This is a genomic window from Actinoplanes palleronii (genome assembly GCF_016862315.1).
In the GTDB taxonomy this organism is placed as follows: domain Bacteria; phylum Actinomycetota; class Actinomycetes; order Mycobacteriales; family Micromonosporaceae; genus Actinoplanes; species Actinoplanes palleronii.
The window spans coordinates 162432-180894 of sequence record NZ_BOMS01000014.1 but is presented as its reverse complement, the minus strand read 5'-3'; the positions used below and the strand labels follow the sequence as shown (position 1 = coordinate 180894).

Genomic DNA, 18463 nt, shown 5'->3' with positions numbered 1-18463 from the left:
GCTTCGGCCGAGCGTGGCCGCCGTTTTGATATATGCAAGATCATGTGCGGTCTGGACTGGCATACTCCGCGCGTGATCTCCACTGTCGATCCGGCCGCGTCCGGCCCGGCCTCGTCGTGCCGGCTCCGGCGGGGCGCCCGCGGGGCTGCCGTGCTCCTGCTGACCCTGACCGCCGCCGCCGGCTGCTCCTCCGGCGGGAGCGACACCGCGCGGGCGGATCAGCTGTCGTTCGTGTTCCACCGGATCGGGCCGTCCGGGTACATGGACCAGATGTTGGAGATCACCAACGCCGGGCGGTCGGCTCTGGTACCGACGCTGAAGATCACGGCGGTGGACGAGGCCGGGGTGGCGCTGCCCGGGGTCACCGTCACCGCGGCGTACGGGGCGGACCGGGCCGGACTGGTGCTGGCCGCCCGGGAGACGTCCTACGACGTGCTCTCCTTCGCCGGCGCCGACACGGCGAAGGTGGCCGATGTCCGGGTGACCGTCGGCGGCCTGACCACCGTGGACTTCCCGGAGGCACCCGACCCGGTGGAGCCCCAGCCGGTCGACGACCAGGGGCAGCCCCGGGAGAAGTACGAGCCGTTCGACGCGGTCGTCCTGACCAACCCGAACAGCGGCACGGTCTCGGCCGGCGTGGTCTGCATCGCCTGGGACCAGCCACCCGACGGCCAGCCGCAGCAGGCCCGGAAGGTCACTCCGCTCGGCACCACGACGATCGAGGGTGGCGCGTCGGCAACCCTGCCGGCCCAGGGGGACGCCCGGAAGGGCTGCGACAGTCTCAAGGCCTACTTCGCACCGCCGAGCTAGCCGGGCCCCGGCGCGCTGGACGGCGGCCCGGACCGGACCGCCGTCTCGGGTCCGGTCAGCTCTTCCAGGAGTCGCCGGTCAGGGTGCCGTTGGGCCAGAGGTTGATTTCGTAGTGGTCGCCGAAGCGGCCCGGGGTCCAGCTCACGTTGGCCTTGGCCTTCGCGCCGGCGAACTTGCGGGCGACGGTGATCTTTCCGGCCACGGTGGACTTGGCGCTGAAGTCGGCGTAGATGTGCAGGCGGTCCTGGCCGAGACGCATCGTGGGCTGGATGTCGCCGCGGGCGTCGGAGGCCCAGGCCGAGTTGCGGACCACGCTGTGCCAGTTCTCGATCACGAAACCGGTGACCTTGCCGCCCTGCGCGCACCAGCGGTAGGTGAATCCACTGTCGAGGACCTTGACGGTCAGCTTCTTCACGGTGTGCTGCTCGGAGGCACGCCAGCAGCTCGCCGCGGCGGCGACTGCCGGGGCAGCGCCGGCGGCGGCCAGCAGGCCGGACGCCGCAACGGAGGCGACCGCGGCGGCCAGGAAGCGCGCTGCACCATTTTGAAGCTTTTTCACTGGTTCACGTCCTTGTTTCACTGTTTATCCGGTACGTCGATTCTTCGGCTCCCGGGCCGTCTGCGCATCACCCCGGAACCGGGTTTCACCCATCCAGGAGCGGCATTTCGACGTAAATGACTGGATGCCCGAGGGGCTGCCCCGCCGATCGATGTTCCGCCGCTGACCGACCGGCCAGGCCAACCCGTCGTTTTTCAGTGACCGTCGTTCTTCAGTGATACGTGCGCTTGCCCAGCAGCCGGGCCGACGACCAGAGCAGCTCACTGCGGCGGTGCGCGCTGGCGATCGCCCGAGCCGGGTCACGTGGCAGGCCGGTGACGATCATGCGGCTGATCAGGGCGGCGAGCCGGCTCTCCGGCAGCGGGAGCGGCTCGGGCGCGACCACGCCGAGGTACGGACGACGCAGCGCCCGCGGGGCGATCACGGTGAGGATGCGCCGGAGGTGTGCCCGCTGGGAGACGATCGCGACCGGGCGGTCGTCACCGAAGTGCCCCTCGTTCTCGCACCGGAGCAGGTTCGTCACGGTGTCGACGGACCGGCGCTCCACGCGTACCACGTCGGGGTTGAACCCGGAAGCGAGCAGCGAGTCTCGCATCGCGTCGGCCTCGGGCATGCCCTGGAACGTCTCCCCCGGAGCGTCCGGCGCGGTCCACGGCGCGCCCTTGCCGTCGATCGGCGACTTGTAGCCGGAACAGACGATCACGCCACCGAGCCCGGAACGGTGCAGCTCGGCGGCGACCGTGACGCGGGCCGCGCCCAGCGGGGTGAGCCCGAGCCCGTCGGCGGCCCGGCCCCGGCCCGGGACCAGGATGTGCGCGACCTGATCCAGGATCAGGCCTGGCGTACCGGGCAGCACCTCGAATCCCACTCCACCCAGTCTGCCACCAAGATCGCGGCAGGACCCTGGCTGGCGCTCAGGGGTGCCTCCACACCCCTGAGGCACCCCTGTGAGCCAGCCGACGGCCGGGACGCGCGCTGCGGTCCGGAGCAGGCGCGGTCTGGCGGTCAGAGCAGGCGGCCGAGGTCCAGGAAGACGGTCTCGCCGGTGGCGTCGTCGATCGCGTCGTTGTCGGTCACCGCGTAGGTGCGCCCGTTGCCGGCGACGGCCAGGCCCTCGAGCTTGTCCTGCACCCAGCCGTTGTCCGCTTCGAGTGCCGGCAGCACGTCCTTGACCAGCTTCTTGGTGACCGCCGGGGTGCCGGTCCAGGTGGCCGGGACGTCGAACCGGTAGATCTTCTTGATCGACGCCAGGGTGCCGCGCTGGTTGTCCCGCTCGATCACCGCGAACGTGTTCCTGTCGACCGCGACCAGCTCGGACAGCCCGGTCCAGCCGACCGGCGCGGTGTCCAGCGGGTAGAGCAGCCACGACCAGGTCTTGGTGACCGTGTCGTAGCGGCCGATCCGGGCGGTGTTCGCCGGGTCGCCCTTGATCGTGCGCTGGACCGCGACCCAGACCGACGTGCCGGTCTCGGCGACGCCCTCGAGACCGTTACTGGTCACCGCGGCCGCGACGTCGGCGGAGAGCGGGATCTCCTCCTGGACCTGGCCGGCGGCGTTCAGCCGGACCAGCAGGTTCGGGTTCTTGCCGGCACCGGTGCCCTCGACGGCCAGCCAGTAGCCGCCGCCCTTGCGGGCGACCAGGCCCTCGGCGTCGTAGCCGACCGGGGCGCCGTCCTTGGTGACGGTCAGCTGAGAGTCGATCCTCCCGCTGGTGCTCAGGCCGAGGATCCGGGTCGGCGAGTAGGCCGAATCGGTCACTGCCACCAAGCGCTGGGGAGAAAAGGGCACCGCGGAGAGCGCGGAGAGCGTGCCGAACGGGATGTCCCGCACCGAGTGGAGCTGCTGGTTTGCCGGAACACCGAACCCGTACACCTGGACCGTGCCGCGGATGCCGATCGACGGGTCCTCCTCCTCGGAGGAGACCACGAGCAGGTTCCGGGACGGGACCGCGACGACACCCTCGGGGGCGTTCGTGGTCGGCAGGAGCTGCGTGAAGCGCGGCTTGACCGGGTTCGACACGTCGTAGACGGCGGTGAAGTTGCCCCGCTCGGCGTTGACGAAGACGTACGGCACCCCGCCCATCGTCGCGGACGTCACGTTCTCCGGCTCGATGCCCTTGGCGTCCGAGCGCTTGTCCGGGTACTGCCCGTGCTCGACGGCGATGTGCTCGAGGGTGTTGCCGGCGTCCCAGACGGCCCGGCCGGCCCGGACCGAGAAGATCGACCAGCCGCGCGAGCCGCCCTCGTAGTCACCCTCGTTGGCGGTGGCGAACAGGTCGTCGGTGAGCCAGGTGACGCCGTCCGGCTCGCGCTTCGCGGTGATCGAACCGGTGAGCTCGATCTTGTCGTCGTCCAGGGTGTCGACGCCGTCGACGGTGACCGTGCCGGCGCTGAAGTGCTTCACGACCTTGCCGCTGCGCAGTGACACCACCGCGAGGTGGTTGTTCTCCTGCAGCGAGACCACGGCCTCGTCGCGGGAGTTGACGCTGACGTACTCCGGCTCCGGGTCGGTCGGCGCGACCGCGGACAGGCCGGTGAGGTCGACCTTGCTGACCTGCCAGGTCCGGGTGTCGATCACGGCGAGGTAGCCGGCCGGCGCCTGCGGGATGGCGCCGTCGTCGACGTCCTCGTCCCGCTCGTTCTCGATGGCGACCGCGACGTACCGGCCGCTCGGCGCGACGGCGACCGAGTCCGGCTGACCGCCCAGGTCCAGCTCGCGGACCACGGCGCGGGTCCTGGCGTCGACCACGACCAGCTTGCCGGACGGGTCGGTGAACGACGCGCTGGTGTTCACCCCGGCCAGCAGCAGCCGGCCCAGGTGCGCCACCGACGTCGGCTCGCCACCCATCGCGAGGGTGCCCAGCGGCTGCGGCCGGGACGGGTTCGTGATGTCGACGAAGCCGATCCGCTCACCCGGGCTGTCGGTGTAGACGACGGTGCGGCCGTCCTCGGTGACCGTGGAGATCTCGGCCGCCGCGGTGTCGCCGATCGACGAGTTCAGATAGACCGGAAACGTGGCGAGCCGGTGGAAAGAGCTGGAACGGCCGTGCGCGGCCGCCGCGGCGGGCACACTGCCGGCCGCGGCAAGAGCCAGGACGGAGACAACCGCCGAGGTGGTACGGCGTAGAGGCATGCGCCCTGATTACGTTAAGACTCTTTCCTTTTCATGGACGGGAACCGAACTCGGGGTGCCGACAGGTGTCCAGATCAGCAGAGCCAGGCTGAACCAGACATAAATGTTGCCGCCCAGCAGCTCCAGCGGCGGCCGGGGACGGTTCTCCCAGATCCAGGTCAGGTGCGAGGTCATCAGCAGGTAGGCGGCGATCGCCAGGTACGCCGGCCGCCGGTCCGCCGCGGTCCACAGCGTCCCGAAGCACCGGATCAGCGCCGGGATCAGCCAGACACAGTGGTGGATCCAGGTGACCGGGCTGATCAGGCAGCCCAGCACCCCGGTCAGCGCCAGCCCGCCGACGATGTCGTCCGGCGTACGCCACACCCGCCACCCCCAGTAGGCGAGCGTCGCCAGCACACAGACCAGCCAGATCTTCGACTCGAGCACGTCGAACGGCAGCCGGGCGATCATGCCCCGCTCGGACTGGTTGGACAGGAACCAGAGCGACCCGACCCGGTTGGTGTCCCACAGCGCCGACGTCCAGAACTCCCGGGACTGGTCCGGGAAGAGCGCCCCGGCCAGCACGGTCGCCGCGGTGGCCGCACCGATCGCGGTGCCCGCCGCCTTCCAGCGCCGGGTGACCAGCAGGTAGAGGATGAACACGCCCGGGGTCAGCTTGATCGCGGTGGCCAGCCCGATCCCGGCGCCGGCCCACCACTTGCCGCGGGCCACGCCGAACAGCATGTCCGCCGCGACCACGGTGAGCAGCAGCGTGTTCACCTGGCCGAAGCTGAACGTCTCGCGGACCGGTTCGAAGCTCATCGCGACGCAGAACGCGATCCCGAAGGTGAACCACAGCGGCTTGCCGGGGCGGCGCAGCAGCGGCTCGGCCAGCCACCAGATCAGCAGCCCGACGGTGAGCACCAGGCCGATCGAGGCGAGCACCACCACCAGCCAGAACGGCAGCACCGACATCGGCGACATGACCAGGCCGGCGAACGGCGGATAGGTGAACCCGTACGGGGTGTCCACCCGCAGCCAGTCGTAGACCATGCCGCCGTCGCGGAACCAGTACTGCACCGCTCCGTAGTAGACCTTCGAGTCGAAGAACTTGTTACGGAGCTCGGAGGTGAGGACCAGCCCCACCGTCGCCAGCGCCGCGGCGACCAGGGTCAGGATTCGCTTCATGCAGCACTTTCCACACTAGGAAACCGGCGAGCACGGTCATGCCCACGGCGCCCTGCGCCTTCGTGGCGAGGGCCAGGTTGTATCCGTCGGGAAGGCAGAGGGCGGCGGCCACCGCGCACGGGACGGCCAGCGCTTTCGCCGGCGGGCGCAGGGTCGCGGCCAGCACGGCGAGGGGCCAGATCGCGTACCAGGGGTGGAAGACCGGGGCGAGCAGCACCGTCGCGGCCAGCGCCAGCCCGGCGTGCAGCAGCGCGTCGCCGCCGCGCCAGGCCCGCCGGAACAGCCAGAGCAGCACCCCGGCCAGGGCGATCATGCCGAGCACCCGGGTCACCGCGACGGCGTGCGGCACACCGGCCAGCTCGAGGGTCATCCCGATCGCGGTCGGCGGCGCGGTCCACTGCACCGAGACGCCGCTGCCGGTCAGCCCGGTGATCCAGCCCAGGCCCAGGCCGGACGCGACCGAGACGACGGCCAGCGCGCCCACCGCTCCCCCGGCCAGCTCGGCAACGGCCCGCCATGTCGACCGCGGGATCAGGAAGACGGCGAACGGCAGCGCGACGATCGCGGTGGCCTTCACCCCCACCGCGAGCCCGAACAGGATCCCGGCCGGCCAGGCCCGGCCGGTCGTCGCCACCGCCAGGCCGCCGACCAGCAGCGCCATCATCACGGCGTCATTGTGCGTGCCGGACACCAGGTGGATCAGGACCAGCGGGCAGGCCAGCACGAGCCAGACCGCGCGCGCCGGCGGCACACCGGCCCGGCGGGCCAGCACCGGCAGGCAGGCGCCGATCGCCACCACGCCGGCCACCGCGATCAACCGCAGGAGGGCGATGGTCCCGGTGAGCGATCCACCCACGGTCGCCGCCAGGGCGGCGAGGACCAGGAAAACCGGACCGTACGGGGCGGGGGCGGCACGCCAGGTGGGTGCGACGGCATCGACCCAGGGACACCCCAGAAGATCAACCCCACCGGCGTACGGATTGAGCCCGGCCGCCTGCTGCCACCCCTGACAGGCGTACGAATAGGCGTCGTAGCTGCCCAGCGGCAGAAACGGCAGCAGCGGCAGCGCCCACAGCCCGGCGGTGACATACGCCCACCGGGCGGTCGGCGGGCGGCCCGCCAGCCAGGCGCCGATCAGCAGCACGATGCCGGTCAGCCAGAGCACCGGCAGCAGCACGCCGTTCTGCCCGGCGAAGATCGTCCGCGGGGTGATCGTCGGTTCCCACGGCTGGTGCGCGCCACCGAGGTAGGCGGCGCCGGCCAGCAGGGTGCTTCCGACAAGCCCCGTGTAGCGGACGAGGAACGGACGGGGCATGGCGACGACCCTACCGTGACGTGCTGCAACGTACGGGGCACCCGGTACTGTCGGCGGGATGTGGTCTCGGCACCGGCTGGAGTGGTTCGTCGCGCTGGTGTCGACGGCCCTCGGCGGGGCCTACCTGGCCGCCCCGGCGATGGGCTCCGACCTGGCCGCGCAGGCCGGGCGGGCCGGTTTCTTCGCCGCGCACGGGTGGACGCCGATCGACCTGCGCTGGTACGCGGGTGTCGACCAGCTCGGCTACAGCCTGGTGTCACAGCCGGTGATGGCGCTGCTCGGCGTACGGGTCACCGGGGTGGTCGCGCTGGTGGCCGGGTCGGTGCTGCTGGCCGTGCTGTTCCGGCGTACCGGAGCACTGAGGCCGTGGGCCGCCGCGCTGCTCGGGGCGGTCGGGCTCGCCGGGAACCTGGTCAGCGGGCGGGTCACGTACGGTCTCGGGATCTGTGTCGGTCTGGCCGCGCTGCTCGCCCTGACCTTCCGGCCGCGCCGCTCCGCGGCGGTCGCCGCCGCCCTCCTCGCCGCCCTCGCCGCCGCCACCAGCCCGGTCGTCGGCCTGTTCCTGGGCCTGGCCGGCACCGCCCTGCTGCTCAGCAACGGCTGGTCCTCAGGGGTGCCTCGAGGCTCCCGAGACACCCCTGAGAACCAGCCGGCAACCGGGACCGCGCGCCGGCCGCGGGCCCCCGGCTGGCTGTCAGGGGTGCTTCCCGGGGTCGCAGGCACCCCTGACAGCCAGCTGGGGCGGGGGCTGCTGATCGCGGTGCCGGCGGCGGTGCCGATGGGGCTGAGCGTGCTGCTCTTCGGGGACGGCGGGTGGATGAACATCAGCCGGACCGACACCCTGCACGCGGTGGTGACCGGGCTGGTGGTGGCCGCGCTGGTGCCGGTGCGGGCGGTGCGGATCGGCGCGGTGCTGTCGTCGGCCGGGGTGCTGGCGGCCGCGCTGATCCACACGCCGGTGGGGTTGAACGCGACCCGGCTGGCGGTGATGTTCGCGCTGCCGCTGCTGGCCGGCTACGCGGTCCTCCCCCGTGTCGCGCGCCTGCCCCGGGCGGCGGGGGTGGCGGTCGTCGTCGCGGTGGTGGCCTGGTGGCAGCCGCCGGTGTTCGCCGACGACCTGCGCGACATCGGGAACCCGACCGCTTCGCCGGGCTACTTCCGGCCGCTGACCGACCGGCTCGCCCGGGAGACCCTGACCGGGCGGGTGGAGATCCCACCGACCAGGGACTACTGGGAGGCGGCGCGGCTCGGCGACGTCCCGCTGGCCCGGGGCTGGCTGCGCCAGGCCGACATCGACCGCAATCCGCTCTTCTTCACCACGGTCCCCGGCGCGTCCGGCACCGGCGTGGCGCTCACCGCGGAGAGCTACCGGGCCTGGCTGGCCGAGCAGGCGGTCCAGTACGTCGCGGTGCCGGACGCCCGGCTGTCCTGGCCGGGCCGGACCGAGGCGCAACTGGTGACGGACGGCCTGCCGTACCTCAGCTTGGTCTGGACCGACACGCACTGGCGCCTGTACGCCGTCACCGAAGCCCAGCCGATCGTGGCCGCCCCGGCGACGCTGGTCCGGCACACCGCCGCCGCGATCACCCTGGACGTCCCGGCCGCCGGCGACGTCCGGCTACGGGTCCGCTGGTACCGCTGGCTGACCGTTTCCGACGGCGCCGAGGTGATCCGGGACGGCGACTGGACGATCGTCCGGGCACCACGGCCGGGCCGCTACACCCTGTCCAGCTGAGCGCTCAGCTGCGACTGGCCTCGCGGGCGGCACGCTTGAGCTCACGCTGCTCGCGGGTGATCCGCTTGCGGTTCTCCAGGTCGCGCTTCCACTGCTCGCGGGCGCCCTCGTCGCAGCCCTGAACAGCCCCCTTGACCTGGGCCGGCCCGATCACCGAGCGGAACCACATGTCGTCGAAGGTCTCGTGGAACCAGCGCGCGAATCGATCCTGAAAGTTCGCCACGACGCTCTCCCCAGACAGTTTGTAGGCCAATGGTTTGTACACCAACTATTGGTAGAGTAGCTCGTGACCTGAGGAGAACCGCAAGTGAGTGACGATCCGCTGGCACTGGAACGGCAGGTCTGTTTCGCCCTGTCGGTGGCCGCCCGCAGCGTGGTGGCGATCTACCGCCCGCTGCTCGAGCCGATGGGCCTGACCCATCCGCAATACCTGGTGATGCTGGCCCTGTGGGGTGACTCACCGCTCTCCGTGCGGCGGCTCAGCGAGCTGCTCCAGCTCGACCCGGGCACGCTGTCGCCGCTGCTCAAGCGGCTGGAGGCGATCGGCTACCTGCGCCGCGAGCGGGACCCGGCCGACGAGCGCAGCCTGGCGATCACGCTGACCGAGAGTGGTCAGGCGCTGCGGGCCGAGGCGCTGAAGATCCCGCCGGCCGTGGTGGCCAAGCTCGGTTTGCCGATCGAGGACCTGCAGCGGCTGCACACCTCGCTCACCCAGGTGATCGCGGCGGCTTCCTGAGCGGGCTGATCAAGCCTCCATCACCCGCTGCATGGCGGCCCGCGACCGGCGGGTGATCCGCAGGTAGCGGTCCACGAACTCGCCCGGGTCGCCCCCGCCGAGCAGCAGCACGGTGCCGGCCAGCTCCACCCCGTGCTGCGGCAGCTGATCGGTGGGCCGGCCGCGGACCAGGGTCAGCGCGTTGCGGACCTGCGCGGCCAGGGTCCAGCCGGCCGTCATCTCCTCCGCGTCCGCCGGGTCGACCAGGCCGGCCTCCCGCTGGGCGGCCAGGGCCTCCAGCGTGCTGGTCATCCGCAGTTCGGGGTGCTCGTGCGCGTACCGCAGCTGCTGCAGCTGGACCGCCCACTCGACGTCGGCCAGGCCGCCGCGGCCCAGTTTGGTGTGCGTGTTCGGGTCGGCGCCGCGGGGCATCCGCTCGGTCTCCACCCGGGCCTTGATCCGGCGGATCTCGATCACCTGCTCGCGGCTCAGCCCGCCGGTCGGGTACCGCTTCGTGTCGGCCAGCTTCTCGAACTCGCGGCCCAGCGACTCGTCGCCGCAGACGTACCGGGCCCGCAGCAGCGCCTGTGCCTCCCAGACCTTCGACCATCGGTCGTAGTACTGCTGGTAGGCCTGCAGGCTGCGGACCAGCGGGCCCTGCCGGCCCTCCGGGCGCAGGTCGGCGTCGATGCCCAGCGCCGGGTCCGGCGCCGGCGCGTTGAGCAGCCGGCGCAGCTCCTCGGCGATCGCGTGCGCGGCAGGTCCGGACTGCTCGTCCGGGCCCGCGTAGACGAAGAGCACGTCGGCGTCGGAGGGGTAGCTCATCTCGTACCCGCCGAGCCGGCCCATCCCGATGATCGCGAAGCGCAGCCCGGGCGGGCCGGGTTTGACCTGCCGGGCGATGTGCAGCGCGGCGTTCAGGGTGGCGTCGGTGACGTCGGAGAGCGCCGCGCCGAGCACGTGCACGTCGATCGGCTGGGCCGGGGCCAGGTCGCCGCCGTGGCTCAGGATGTCGGCGCAGGCCAGCCGGAACAGCTCACGGCGGCGCTGCGCGCGGACCGCGGCGATCGCCTTGACCGGGTCGTCGGCGTGCCGGACGGCCGCCGCCACGAACCCGTCGAGCAACTTCTCCCGGGGCCGGGGCTGCAGTTCGGCGTCGTCGGCGAGCAGCCGCAGCGCCTCCGGGTCACGGGTGAGCAGGTCGGTGGCGTACCGGGAGAGGCTGAGCACCCGGGCCAGCCTGCGGGCCACCGGGCCGCCGTCGCGCAGCAGCCGCAGGTACCACGGCGTGCTGCCCAGCTTGTCCGACACGTGCCGGTAGTTGAGCAGGCCACGATCTGGTTCCGGCGCGTCGGCGAAGTCCTGCAGCAGCATCGGCAGCAGGGTGCGCTGGATCGCCGAGGTGCGGGTCACGCCGCCGGTCAGCGCCTCCAGGTGGCGCAGCGCGGCGACCGGGTCGGCGAACCCGAGGATCTCCAGCCGTTTGCGGGCCGAGGCCGGTGTCATCCGCAGCGCCTCGGCCGGGACCCGGGCCACCGCCTCCAGCAGCGGCTGGTAGAGCAGTTTGACGTGCAGCCGGCGGACGTTGGCGGCGTGACCGACCCAGTCCGAGCGGAACGCCTCGACGGCGTCCCGGCCGGGCAGCGCGGTGTAGCCGAGCGCCGCGGCCAGCCAGCGCACGCCGGCCGGGTCGTCCGGCACGGTGTGCGTACGCCGGAGGTTCTGCAGTTGCAGCCGGTGTTCGACGGCGCGCAGGAACCGGTAGCCGCGCAGCAGCGTCTCGCCGTCCTGCCGGCCCACGTAGCCGCCGGCGACCAGGGCGCGCAGCGCGGGCAGCGTGCCCGGCAGCCGCAGCGTCTCGTCCACCCGGCCGTGCACCAGTTGCAGCAGCTGGACCGCGAACTCGATGTCGCGCAGCCCGCCCGGCCCGCGTTTGATCTCCCGGTCGAGCTCCTTGGCCGGCACGTTCTCGATGATCCGGCGGCGCATGTCGCGGACGTCGGCGACCGCCTCGGGCCGTTCGGCGGCGTGCCAGACGAGCGGGGCCAGATCGGCCAGCCACTCGTCGGCCAGGGCCTGGTCACCGGCTGCCGGCCGGGCCTTGAGCAACGCCTGGAACTCCCACGTGCGCGCCCAGCGGCGGTAGTAGGCCTGGTGGCTGGCCAGGGTGCGGACCAGCGGGCCCCGGCTGCCCTCGGGACGCAGCGCGGCGTCGACCGGCCAGGCCACCTGCCCGCAGATCTCCATGAGCCGGACCGCGACCGTCGTACCGGCCTGCAGGTCCTCGTCGCCGGCGGCCACGAAGATCACGTCGACGTCGGAGATGTAGTTCAGCTCGTTGCCGCCGCACTTGCCCATCGCCACCACCGCGAGGCGCGGCTCCGGGGTGCCGGCCGGCAGGCCCGCGACCGCTATCGCGTACGCCGCGGCCAGCGTCTCGTCGGCGAGCAAAGAAAGCGCGGCCATCGTCGGCTCCAGGCCCCGGCCGCCGGTCAGGTCCGCTGCTGCGATCCGCAAGAGCGAGATCCGGTACGCCCGGCGCAGTGCCGGCACGGTCGGCGCGTCCAGCTCGAGGTGACCCTCGGGATCGGGTGGCAGCCCGCTCTTCGTGGTGGCCAGGGTGCGCCACTCCTGCTCGTTGGCGACCAGGTGATCGCCGAGCGTCGACGAGGCGCCGAGGACCGCGACCAGCCGGCGCCGCAGCCCGTGGTCCCGGAACAGCTCCTCGGTCAGCTCCACGGTGGCCGCGTTGGCGACGATGTCACCGGCCGGCCCGGTCGGGCGGGCGCCACCGGCCCGTTCGGCGGCCCGGGAGACCGAGTCGACGAGCCGGTGGAACTGGCGCAGCGCCAGGTTCGGGTCGGCGGCCCGGGACAGCGCGTGGATCAGCTCGGCGGCGTCGGCGCTGACCGGGCCGTGCCCGGCGTCCCAGAGCCGCAGCCCGTTCTCGCCGAGCAGGTCGGCCGCCTTGGCGCCGTTGTCGGCGAAGCCGTACCGGGCCAGGCGTGTCGGCCTGGTCATCTCAATGGCCCAGCAGCGGCAGGGTCCTCGGCACGTCCGCGTCCGGCAGGGTGCCCTGGGCCAGCGCCGCGAACCGGGTCGCGAACGGCTGCCAGACCTCCTCGACGTCCGGCAGGATCTCGGCGACCGCCAGCACCACGGCCTCGGCGTCGTAGCCCAGCTCGGCCAGGTCGTCGGCGCCGTCCCGGGTCCAGTCGGCCACCATCTCGGCGTCGCACTCGATGTGGAACTGCAGGCCCCAGGCCCGGTCGCCGATCCGGAACGCCTGGTGCGCGAACCGGCTGGAGGCGGCCAGCAGGGTCGCGCTCAGCGGCAGCTCGGTGATCTCGTCGTGGTGCCACTGGACCACGTCGGGCAGCAGCGGGACCCGTTTGAACAGCGGGTCGGTGTCGGCCGCGTCGCGCTTGCCGACGAGTCCCGGGCCGATCTCCGGGCCGGACGTGCTGCGCTCGACGAGACCGCCGTGCGCGGCCGCGAGCAGCTGGCCGCCGAGGCAGACGCCGAGGGTCGGCACGCGGTGCCGGACCGCCTTGCGCAGCAGGCCCTCGAGCGCCGGGAACCACGGTGCGCCGGGGGTGCCGGCCACGTCCGGGTACGCGCTCTGGTCGCCACCGAGCACGATCAGCGCCTGGTAGTCGTCGAGGGTCTCGGGCAGTTCGTCACCCGCGTACGGGCGGAGCACGGCGAGCTCCAGCCCGGCCTCGGTCAGCCACTCCCCGAGTCGCCGGAGATCATCGGTCGGGTCGTTCTGGATGACAAGCGCTGTGCTCACGTGTCGAGGCTAGCGGTTAACCCGATGGCAAACACCGACAGGACGTTGTCGTGGTGGCCGACGAGAGTTCCTCCCGCAGGTACGTTCCGAGCGCAGGAGGACGAGATGAGCAACGGGATCGGCTGGATCGAAGTGGGCGCCGACCGGCCGGAGCAGGCCGAGGAGTTCTACGGCGACCTGTTCGGCTGGACGTTCGCGGACGACGACGACTCGACCGGGCCGGACGGGCGGCCGTACCGGATCGTCACCGGACCGGACGGCGGCGCGCCGCTGGGCGGCTTCTACGGCACCGGCGGCCGGGCGCCGCAGCAGGCGATCTTCCTGGTCGTGGTCGCCGACGTCGCGGCGGCCTGCGAGCAGGCCGCCGCGCGGGGCGGGAAGGTGCTTGTCGGTCCGCAGACCGAGCCGAGCGGGCTGGTCTTCGCCCGGCTGGCCGACCCGGCCGGCAACCTGTTCGGGATCTTCACCCCGCCGGGCCGCCCCTGAGCCGATCAGGGCCGCCCCTGAACCTCGCCGGGCCGCCTCTGAGCCGATCAGGGCCGCCCCTGAGCTCTACGGGGTCCAGCGGGCGACGATCTCGTCGTCCTCCATCTCGCCGGTCTCGACGAAGCCCATCGACTGGTAGAGCTTGCGGGCGACGGCGTTGTCCGGCAGGTAGCTGAGCGCCACGTTCGGCGTGCCGGGCTCGGCGATCAGCCGGTCGCGCAGCTGGCCGACCAGCTCGCGGCCGATGCCCTGGCCCTGGTGTTTCGCGTCGACGAGCAGCCCGCCGATCCAGCGGCTGCCGTCGTCGTCCACGCCCCAGATGGCGAAACCGACGATCTCCTCGCCGCGCACCGCGGCGAGGGGCTGCCAGGTGTCGCCGTAGGAACACATGCAGAGGTAGTACGTCACGTCGGTGACGAACGGCTTCTGCTCCGGGTGGACGGTGAGGGCGGCGCAGTCGCGCCAGTTCCCGGCGGTGACCGGTTCGAGGCGAATCGATTCGGAACTCATCCGGCGATCTTGCCAAACCGGCCCCAGGTCGCAGGCCGGCACCTAGGCGAGCGTGAGCCGCTCCCGGACGCCGGACGGGATGTCCAGGCCTTCCTCGGGGAACGTGCGCGGCGGCGCGAGCTCCCGGGTCGGGGTGACCGTGGTGATCCGGTCGGCCCGGAAGATCCGCACCGACTCGCGCAGCCGGCACCAGGCGATCAGATACCACTGCTCGCGGACACCGACATAACCCAGTGGCTCGATGTCGCGGCTGGTGACGACGCCGGCCCGATCGGCATATCCGATCCGCAGGACCCGGCCGACCCCGAGCGCGCCGACGGCCGGCCGGGGCAGGGTGGCCGGCGCCGCGCCGCCGACCAGATGGATCCGGCCCGCCAGGGCCTCGGCTGCGGCCGCGTCGTCGGCCCGCATCGCCGCCACCAGCTTGCGCAAGGCGCTCGCCGCGGCCTGCCGGAACGGCGTGCCGTCGAGCTTGCGCAGCGCCAGGGCCATCGCGACCGCCTCCTCCGGCGTGAGGTTGACCGGCGGCAACGTGTGCGCTCTGTCCAGGCAGTAGCCACCGGCACGGCCGGGCTCGGCATAGACCGGGGTGCCGGACTGCTGCAGGGCCGAGATGTCCCGCTCCACGGTGCGCACGCTCACCTCGAAGCGCGCCGCCAGCCAGCGGGCGCTGCGCGGCCGGGGCGCGACCGCCCGTAATTCCTCGACGAGGGCGTAGAGCCGGTCGGTACGGTTCACGCCACGAACGTTAGAGCGGGGGTACGACAATGTTGCGCGACCGACTCCAGGCCGCCCTGTTGCCGGCGATGAAGGCCAAGGACCGGGTCACGGTGACAGCGCTGCGCTCGGCGCTGGCCGCGATCGAGAACGCGGCCGCGGTGCCGTCCCGGGACACCGGCAGCGGCCTGCCCGCCACCGGGCTGGGTGTGACCGAGGTGCCGCGCCGGGCGCAGGACGACGCCGAGATCGAGCGGATCGTCCGCGCCGAGGTCGACGAACGGCTCACCGCCGCGGCCGAGTACGACCGGCTCGGCCGGGACGCCGAAGCCACCCGCCTGCGCGCCGAGGCGGACGCGCTCGGGGCCCATCTGACACCGGGAACCCTCTAGGGTCTCCGGCATGACGCAGGAGTCGCCCGCGGTGCGGGTGTCCACGCTGGAACTCTTCTTCGATCTGGTCTTCGTCTTCACGGTGACCCAGCTCGCCGACACGTTGGCGCACCACCTGACGGCCGGCGGCCTGCTGAACGTCGTGCTGATCCTGTTCGTGGTCTGGTGGATGTATTCGGGATATGCCTGGCTCACCAACGCGGTCGCACCGACCACCACCACCCGGCGCACCCTGCTGCTGGCCGGGATGGCCGGGTTCCTGGTGATGGCGCTGGCCATCCCGGACGCGTTCGGCGCGTACGGCTGGCTGTTCGGCGTCGGGTACCTGGTGGTCAACGTCGCGCACTCGGTGCTGTTCCTGCAGGCCGGCCCGGCGGCGGTCCAGCTGATGCGGACGCTCGGCCCGCTCAACCTGCTGGCCGCGCTGCTGGTGCTGGCCGGCGGGCTGCTGCCCGAGCCGTGGCGGCACCTGTGCTGGCTGGCCGCACCGCTGGTCCAGGTCTCGGCGGGATACCTGCACCCGATCGAGATGCACACGCTCTCCGCCGGGCACTTCGTCGAACGGCACAGCCTCGTCATGATCATCGCGATCGGTGAGTCGATCATCGCGATCGGTGTCGGCGTGGCCGGTGACCTGGACGGCGGCACGATCCTGGCCGCGGTCCTCGGCCTCTGTGTCGCCTACTACCTGTGGTGGGCCTACTTCGCCGGCGGTGACCGGCGCTCCGAGCACGTGCTGGCCGCCGTCGACGACCCGGGCCGGCGCGGCCGCCTGGCCCTGAACGCCTGGGGGTACGCGCACCTCCCGATGCTGCTCGGCATCGTGGTGACCGCGGTCGGGATCAAGAAGGCGCTCGGGCACACGTTCGAGGAACTGCACTGGGGCGAGGCCCTCGCGCTCGGCGGCGGTGTCGCGATCTACCTGATCGGCCACGCCGTCTTCCTGCGCCTGGTGGGGCTGCCGGGAGCGGCGTACCGGCTGGGCGTCGCCGCGTTGTGCCTCGCGACCGTGCCGCTCGGACACGTCCTGGCACTGGCCCAGCTGGCCGCCATCGCCGTGCTGCTGGCCGGGGGCGCGATCGCCGAGGACCTCCCCCGGGTCCGCCGGGTCGGCACGGCTGAGGCCATCGGCGACTTCGGCCGCAGCGCCTGACCCGGGCACGACACCGCGGCACGAGGCCGCCCGCACCCCGCGGGCGGCCTCACCGTGTCGTACCGAAAAGGGTTTTAAGCGATGCAGGCGCAGACGATCAGCGCGGCGCCGAAGTGCGAGGCGGCGCTGACCAGCGCGCCACCGTGATAGTCGTCGGTGCAGATGACCTCGCCCAGCTTGCCCGGGGTCATCCAGTCCAGGACCAGGAACGCCAGCCCCATGATGACGATGCCGACCAGGCCGAACAGGGCGGTGGAGGCCAGACCCTGGCCGAACGAGTCGTAGCTCGTGAAGATCGCGGTGAACACGATGGCGGCGATGCCGAGCTGGTTGGCGGCCAGCAGCAGAGCGGCGTTCGGATTACGGTCGACCCAGATCAGGTTGCGCAGTTTGCCCGGTGTGAGCAGGTCGATCAGGACGAAACCGACAGCCATCAGGCCGATCCCGACCAGGCCGAAGACGATGCTTCGCCCGGCGCCCTCCAGCAGATCTTGCAGCACGGCCTCTCCCCTTGTCGCGTGACGTCGAACCAGACCGTACCCCGCTGTGACAAAAGTTCGTGCCCCGGCGCTGTAGCAATGGGGCCCGGCTGTCTGCCAGGGCGGACGGAGGTCAACTGATGGTGGCACCGGAGGACCTCGACGCCGTGGTGCGCGCCGCGCAGCAGGGCGACGAGGACGCGTTCCGGCGGCTCTATCGCCTGCAGCAGCCGGCGCTGCTGCGCTACCTGTGTGTGCTGGTCGGCGACGACGCCGAGGACGTCGCCTCCGAGGCCTGGCTGCAGATCGCCCGGGACCTGCGCACCTTCTCCGGAAGCTGGGACGGTTTCCGCGGCTGGACCGCGACGATCGCCCGGCACCGGGCGATGGACCTGCTGCGCGCGCAGCGCCGCCGCCCGGTGTCCGGCGGTACGGCCGAGCAGCTCACCGAGCTGCACGCCGACGACGACACCGCGGACCGGGCCATCGAATCGCTCTCCACCGGCGCCGCGATCGCCCTGATCGCCACCCTCCCGGCGGACCTGGCCGAGGCGGTGATGCTGCGGGTGGTGGTCGGTCTGGACGCCCGGACCACCGGCTCGATCGTCGGCAAGCGGGCCGGCGCGGTCCGCACCGCGGCCTACCGGGGCCTGAAGTTGCTGGCCCAGCGGCTCGGCACGCCGGAAACAGCACCGGCGACCACCAAACCGGTGACACGGATCCACGGCGCGGCGCTGAGAGAGATGAATTGACCAGCCAGGAGGGACGGAGCGCGATGGACCGGAGAACCGCGGAGAACCTGCTGCGCGGCGCTCCCGGGCACCCGGTGTCCGGGCTGCTGGCCGCGGCCACGGCCCCGGCCACGGCCGGTGAGCTGGCCGGTGAGGCCGCGGCGATGGCCGCGTTCCGGGCCGCCGCTCAGTCACCGGGCCCGGTGCCCCGGCGGCGACGGTCGTTCCTGGCGAAGCTCCTGACCGTGAAGATGGCCGCCGTGGTCTTCGCGACCAGCGCCACGGTCGGCGGTGTCGCGCTCGCGGCGAACACCGGCGCGCTGCCCGGCCCGGTCCGCCCCGGCAAACCGTCACACGCGGTGAGCAGCGGGCACTCCGCCACACCGTCGCACACCACACACCCACAGCCGACACAGCCGACCCCGTCGAGCCAGCCGGCCCGGACCCAGCTGGCCCAGCCCCGGAAGACCGGTTACCCCTGCCAGGAGCTCCGGGACGGCGATCGTGACCGCCGGACGCAGCACCGGAAGGCCCGGTCCGGGAACCGCTGCGGAACGAGTGCACCGAGGCCCAGCGGGACCCCGAGGACTGCCCGGCAACACGGGTGAACAAGCCGGCACCCGCCGGGCCGGATCCGGGAGCGTCCGGTCCGGCGGGTGCCGCCACAGAGGTCAGCCGCTCTGGGGACGCCCCCTCCCCAGCGCGGGGCGGCTGAACCAGTCAGGCGGCGGCGGTCCGAGGACCGCCGCCGCCTGGTCTAGCCGTTCTG

Annotated in this window: 19 protein-coding genes; 8 read left to right on the top strand and 11 right to left on the bottom strand. The window is 72.4% G+C overall.

Annotation, left to right across the window (positions count from 1 at the left end):
* Positions 1-72 precede the first annotated feature (72 nt).
* Positions 73-810 carry a hypothetical protein gene (locus Apa02nite_RS04650; RefSeq protein ID WP_203823974.1) on the top strand — a complete coding sequence of 246 codons (738 nt, stop codon included), beginning with the start codon at positions 73-75 and terminating at the stop codon, positions 808-810.
* Between the two features lie 55 nt (positions 811-865).
* On the opposite strand, the gene Apa02nite_RS04645 is transcribed toward Apa02nite_RS04650, so the two are convergent.
* From Apa02nite_RS04645 to mptB, 5 genes are all read right to left on the bottom strand, one after another.
* Complete coding sequence (locus Apa02nite_RS04645) at positions 866-1369, bottom strand: hypothetical protein (protein WP_067683543.1); 504 nt, start codon at positions 1367-1369, stop codon at positions 866-868.
* Between the two features lie 211 nt (positions 1370-1580).
* Complete coding sequence (locus Apa02nite_RS04640) at positions 1581-2237, bottom strand: YdcF family protein (RefSeq protein WP_203823973.1); 657 nt, start codon at positions 2235-2237, stop codon at positions 1581-1583.
* Positions 2238-2374: 137 nt separating this feature from the next.
* On the bottom strand, positions 2375-4501 hold the full coding sequence (locus Apa02nite_RS04635; protein WP_203823972.1) for an esterase-like activity of phytase family protein: 2127 nt from the start codon (positions 4499-4501) through the stop codon (positions 2375-2377).
* A 9-nt stretch (positions 4502-4510) separates the two neighbouring features.
* Complete coding sequence (locus Apa02nite_RS04630) at positions 4511-5668, bottom strand: glycosyltransferase 87 family protein (RefSeq protein WP_203823971.1); 1158 nt, start codon at positions 5666-5668, stop codon at positions 4511-4513.
* A complete protein-coding gene (gene mptB, locus Apa02nite_RS04625) occupies positions 5595-6983 on the bottom strand; it encodes a polyprenol phosphomannose-dependent alpha 1,6 mannosyltransferase MptB (RefSeq protein WP_203823970.1) in 1389 nt (462 codons plus the stop codon). The genes Apa02nite_RS04630 and mptB overlap by 74 nt, the downstream gene beginning before the upstream one ends.
* A 58-nt stretch (positions 6984-7041) precedes the next feature.
* On the opposite strand from mptB, the gene Apa02nite_RS04620 reads away from it, so the two are divergent.
* A complete protein-coding gene (locus Apa02nite_RS04620) occupies positions 7042-8718 on the top strand; it encodes a hypothetical protein (protein WP_203823969.1) in 1677 nt (558 codons plus the stop codon).
* Between the two features lie 4 nt (positions 8719-8722).
* On the opposite strand, the gene Apa02nite_RS04615 is transcribed toward Apa02nite_RS04620, so the two are convergent.
* Entirely contained in the window at positions 8723-8941 is a 219-nt protein-coding gene (locus tag Apa02nite_RS04615; RefSeq protein ID WP_067683561.1) for a hypothetical protein, read from the bottom strand.
* Between the two features lie 84 nt (positions 8942-9025).
* On the opposite strand from Apa02nite_RS04615, the gene Apa02nite_RS04610 reads away from it, so the two are divergent.
* A complete protein-coding gene (locus tag Apa02nite_RS04610; protein WP_203823968.1) occupies positions 9026-9454 on the top strand; it encodes a MarR family winged helix-turn-helix transcriptional regulator in 429 nt (142 codons plus the stop codon).
* Between the two features lie 9 nt (positions 9455-9463).
* On the opposite strand, the gene Apa02nite_RS04605 is transcribed toward Apa02nite_RS04610, so the two are convergent.
* The gene (locus tag Apa02nite_RS04605; RefSeq protein ID WP_203823967.1) at positions 9464-12454 is read right to left on the bottom strand and encodes a bifunctional [glutamine synthetase] adenylyltransferase/[glutamine synthetase]-adenylyl-L-tyrosine phosphorylase; all 2991 of its coding nucleotides are present in this window, start codon (positions 12452-12454) and stop codon (positions 9464-9466) included.
* Position 12455: 1 nt separating this feature from the next.
* On the bottom strand, positions 12456-13226 hold the full coding sequence (locus Apa02nite_RS04600) for a type 1 glutamine amidotransferase (protein WP_203823966.1): 771 nt from the start codon (positions 13224-13226) through the stop codon (positions 12456-12458).
* A 105-nt stretch (positions 13227-13331) separates the two neighbouring features.
* Here Apa02nite_RS04600 and Apa02nite_RS04595 point away from each other — a divergent pair, with 105 nt between their 5' ends.
* Entirely contained in the window at positions 13332-13712 is a 381-nt protein-coding gene (locus Apa02nite_RS04595; protein WP_203823965.1) for a VOC family protein, read from the top strand.
* Positions 13713-13778: 66 nt separating this feature from the next.
* Here the strand turns inward: Apa02nite_RS04595 and Apa02nite_RS04590 are convergent, their stop codons facing one another.
* Both Apa02nite_RS04590 and Apa02nite_RS04585 read right to left on the bottom strand, forming a co-directional pair.
* Positions 13779-14222: a GNAT family N-acetyltransferase gene (locus Apa02nite_RS04590; RefSeq protein ID WP_067683576.1), complete on the bottom strand. Its 444-nt coding sequence runs from the start codon at positions 14220-14222 to the stop codon at positions 13779-13781.
* Positions 14223-14264: 42 nt separating this feature from the next.
* Complete coding sequence (locus Apa02nite_RS04585; RefSeq protein ID WP_203823964.1) at positions 14265-14960, bottom strand: helix-turn-helix transcriptional regulator; 696 nt, start codon at positions 14958-14960, stop codon at positions 14265-14267.
* A 29-nt stretch (positions 14961-14989) separates the two neighbouring features.
* Here Apa02nite_RS04585 and Apa02nite_RS04580 point away from each other — a divergent pair, with 29 nt between their 5' ends.
* Together Apa02nite_RS04580 and Apa02nite_RS04575 are read left to right on the top strand one after the other, a co-directional pair.
* Positions 14990-15331, top strand: a complete 342-nt coding sequence (locus Apa02nite_RS04580) for a GatB/YqeY domain-containing protein (RefSeq protein WP_203823963.1) — start codon at positions 14990-14992, stop codon at positions 15329-15331.
* Positions 15332-15341: 10 nt separating this feature from the next.
* Positions 15342-16484: a low temperature requirement protein A gene (locus Apa02nite_RS04575; RefSeq protein ID WP_203823962.1), complete on the top strand. Its 1143-nt coding sequence runs from the start codon at positions 15342-15344 to the stop codon at positions 16482-16484.
* Positions 16485-16558: 74 nt separating this feature from the next.
* Here Apa02nite_RS04575 and Apa02nite_RS04570 read toward each other — a convergent pair whose 3' ends face one another.
* The gene (locus Apa02nite_RS04570) at positions 16559-16984 is read right to left on the bottom strand and encodes a DUF350 domain-containing protein (RefSeq protein ID WP_203823961.1); all 426 of its coding nucleotides are present in this window, start codon (positions 16982-16984) and stop codon (positions 16559-16561) included.
* A 119-nt stretch (positions 16985-17103) separates the two neighbouring features.
* Between Apa02nite_RS04570 and Apa02nite_RS04565 the strand changes: the two genes are divergently transcribed.
* Positions 17104-17715, top strand: coding sequence for an RNA polymerase sigma factor (locus Apa02nite_RS04565; protein WP_067683590.1), 612 nt, complete (start codon positions 17104-17106; stop codon positions 17713-17715).
* A 23-nt stretch (positions 17716-17738) separates the two neighbouring features.
* Positions 17739-18302: a hypothetical protein gene (locus Apa02nite_RS04560; RefSeq protein WP_203823960.1), complete on the top strand. Its 564-nt coding sequence runs from the start codon at positions 17739-17741 to the stop codon at positions 18300-18302.
* Positions 18303-18463: the final 161 nt, after the last annotated feature.

Bases quoted from the DNA above. Each gene is read 5' to 3' on its own strand.
- Apa02nite_RS04575 (WP_203823962.1), top strand. From the start codon at position 15,342: ATGACGCAGGAGTCGCCCGCGGTGCGGGTGTCCACGCTGGAACTCTTC.
- Apa02nite_RS04580 (WP_203823963.1), top strand. From the start codon at position 14,990: ATGTTGCGCGACCGACTCCAGGCCGCCCTGTTGCCGGCGATGAAGGCC.
- Apa02nite_RS04565 (WP_067683590.1), top strand. From the start codon at position 17,104: ATGGTGGCACCGGAGGACCTCGACGCCGTGGTGCGCGCCGCGCAGCAG.
- Apa02nite_RS04595 (WP_203823965.1), top strand. From the start codon at position 13,332: ATGAGCAACGGGATCGGCTGGATCGAAGTGGGCGCCGACCGGCCGGAG.
- Apa02nite_RS04605 (WP_203823967.1), bottom strand. From the start codon at position 12,454: ATGACCAGGCCGACACGCCTGGCCCGGTACGGCTTCGCCGACAACGGC.
- Apa02nite_RS04590 (WP_067683576.1), bottom strand. From the start codon at position 14,222: ATGAGTTCCGAATCGATTCGCCTCGAACCGGTCACCGCCGGGAACTGG.
- Apa02nite_RS04620 (WP_203823969.1), top strand. From the start codon at position 7,042: ATGTGGTCTCGGCACCGGCTGGAGTGGTTCGTCGCGCTGGTGTCGACG.
- Apa02nite_RS04560 (WP_203823960.1), top strand. From the start codon at position 17,739: ATGGACCGGAGAACCGCGGAGAACCTGCTGCGCGGCGCTCCCGGGCAC.
- Apa02nite_RS04635 (WP_203823972.1), bottom strand. From the start codon at position 4,501: ATGCCTCTACGCCGTACCACCTCGGCGGTTGTCTCCGTCCTGGCTCTT.
- Apa02nite_RS04630 (WP_203823971.1), bottom strand. From the start codon at position 5,668: ATGAAGCGAATCCTGACCCTGGTCGCCGCGGCGCTGGCGACGGTGGGG.
- mptB (WP_203823970.1), bottom strand. From the start codon at position 6,983: ATGCCCCGTCCGTTCCTCGTCCGCTACACGGGGCTTGTCGGAAGCACC.